The 1,979-nt window shown below is 69.8% G+C and carries 2 protein-coding genes and 1 pseudogene; 2 read left to right on the forward strand and 1 reads right to left on the reverse strand.

The genetic code is table 11. From position 1 onward, the window contains the following. Together ACIKT0_RS17545 and lexA are read left to right on the forward strand one after the other, a co-directional pair. A partial coding sequence (locus tag ACIKT0_RS17545) for a molybdopterin molybdotransferase MoeA (protein ID WP_407106631.1) occupies positions 1 to 758 on the forward strand: 758 nt, incomplete at its 5' end. A gap of 121 nt (positions 759 to 879) precedes the next feature. Then, positions 880 to 1,593: a transcriptional repressor LexA gene (lexA, locus tag ACIKT0_RS17550; protein WP_407106632.1), complete on the forward strand. Its 714-nt coding sequence runs from the start codon at positions 880 to 882 to the stop codon at positions 1,591 to 1,593. Here lexA and ACIKT0_RS17555 read toward each other — a convergent pair. Beyond that, positions 1,587 to 1,979: pseudogene (locus tag ACIKT0_RS17555) on the reverse strand (ComEC/Rec2 family competence protein); the annotation flags it as partial. The gene lexA and the pseudogene ACIKT0_RS17555 overlap by 7 nt on opposite strands.

A 1,979-nucleotide genomic window follows, 5' to 3' on the forward strand; every position in this document is an offset into this window, starting at 1 on the left:
CGCGCGACCTCGGGCTCGCCGCGGCGCTCGGCCACGCGGTTCTGGATGTGAGCAGTCGGCCGCGCGTGGCGATCCTCGCCACGGGCGACGAACTCGCGCTTCCGGGCAAGGAGGCCGGCCCCGACCAGATCTTCGCCTCCAACAGCTTCGCAATCGCGGCCGCTGTGGCCGGCGAAGGCGGCCTGCCGCTCGATCTCGGCATAGCCCCAGACGAGCCGGCGGCGATCCGGGCGGCGATCGAGCGAGCGATCTCCGAGAAGGCCGACATCCTCGTCACGCTCGGGGGCGCGTCGGTGGGCGACCACGATCTCATCCGGCCCGCGCTGGAGGCGTGCGGGGTCACGCTCGACTTCTGGAAGATCGCCATGCGTCCCGGCAAGCCGATGATGGCCGGACGGCGCGGCGGAATGCTGGCGCTCGGGCTGCCGGGCAACCCGGTGTCCGCGCTCGTCTGTTCCGTCCTCTTCCTGATCCCGGCGCTTCGCCGCCTCACGGGCTGCGCCGACGTCGCGCCACAGATCAGGCGCGGCCGGCTTGGACGGGACATGCCGCCGAACGATCATCGCGAAGACTATGTGCGCGCGGCTCTGTCCCATGACGCGGACGGCGTGCCCGTCGCGACCGCGTTCCCGCGACAGGACTCCTCCATGCTCCGCGCGCTCTCCGAGGCGGAGTGCCTGCTCGTGCGCCCGGTGGGGGCCGGCCCGGCGCGGACGGGAGACCCTTGCGAGATCCTTCTTCTGCCGCCTCCCCTCTGATCGCCAGCAACGCCGCGCCACCGCCGCGTGCGGCATGCACCGAACGTTAACGGTTGCGGAACACATCTAGAACAGGTAGATTTCTGTTCATGATTTGTTTTGCATCGTCGCGGACCCGCCCATGTTGACCCGCAAGCAGTACGAGCTTCTGCGCTTCATCCATGAGCGGCTAAAGGAGGCCGGCGTTCCTCCCTCGTTCGAGGAGATGAAGGAGGCGCTGGACCTCAAGTCGAAGTCCGGCATTCACCGGCTGATCATGGCGCTCGAGGAGCGCGGCTTCATCCGTCGGCTCCCGAACCGGGCGCGCGCCCTCGAGGTGCTGAAGCTTCCCGAGGCCGCGGCCCCCTCCGTGACGCGGCCGGCGACGCGGTTCTCTCCGAGCGTGATCGAAGGCAACCTCGGACGGCTCAAGCCGTCCTCGTCGAGCGACGATGACGGCGGAGACCGGCGGTCCGCAGTGCATGTGCCCGTCATGGGGCGCATCGCGGCCGGCGTGCCGATCTCGGCGATCCAGACGAGAAGTCACACCATCGCGGTGTCGCCGGACCTGATCTCGACCGGAGAGCACTTCGCGCTCGAGGTGCGAGGCGACTCGATGATCGAGGCCGGCATTCTCGACGGAGATCTGGTCCTCATCCGGCGCCAGGATACGGCCGACACCGGGGACATCGTCGTGGCGCTCGTGGACGAGGAGGAAGCGACGCTGAAGCGTCTGCGGAAGCGCGGCGCCTCCATCGCGCTCGAAGCGGCCAATCCCGCTTACGAGACGCGGATTTTTGGGCCCGACCGGGTCGCGATTCAGGGACGGCTCGTAGGCCTCATCCGGCGCTACTGATCATCAGACGGGCCGGCGTCGTCCGTGTCTGCTTCGTCCGGGCGATCGGTGGGATCGACCGGCGGCGGCTCGACTTCCTGGATGAGCGGCGGCGTCGCCGCGAAGACCAATCGGGTCGCGGCCGCAGGAGGCGGCGTTGCGGGCTGGCGGGTCCAAGGGCGGGAGCCGGACGGGTCGAGAGCTGAAACGCCCGAGAAGCCGTCACCTGAGCGGGTCAGGCTCAGGGCGCCGGTGGTGGCTAGGATCTTCCAGTCTATGACCGCGGCGCTTTCGGCGCAGGCCGCGGGCGCCTCGCGCCGGGTGACCACCAGCGTCGCGCGTCGGCAGTCCTCCTCCAGCCCTCTCGCATCCCAGGAGAGCGCGATCAGGCCGCCGCCGGCGAGCGG

It is taken from the genome of Hansschlegelia beijingensis, assembly GCF_045505405.1.
In the GTDB taxonomy this organism is placed as follows: Bacteria; Pseudomonadota; Alphaproteobacteria; order Rhizobiales; family Methylopilaceae; genus Methylopila; species Methylopila beijingensis_A.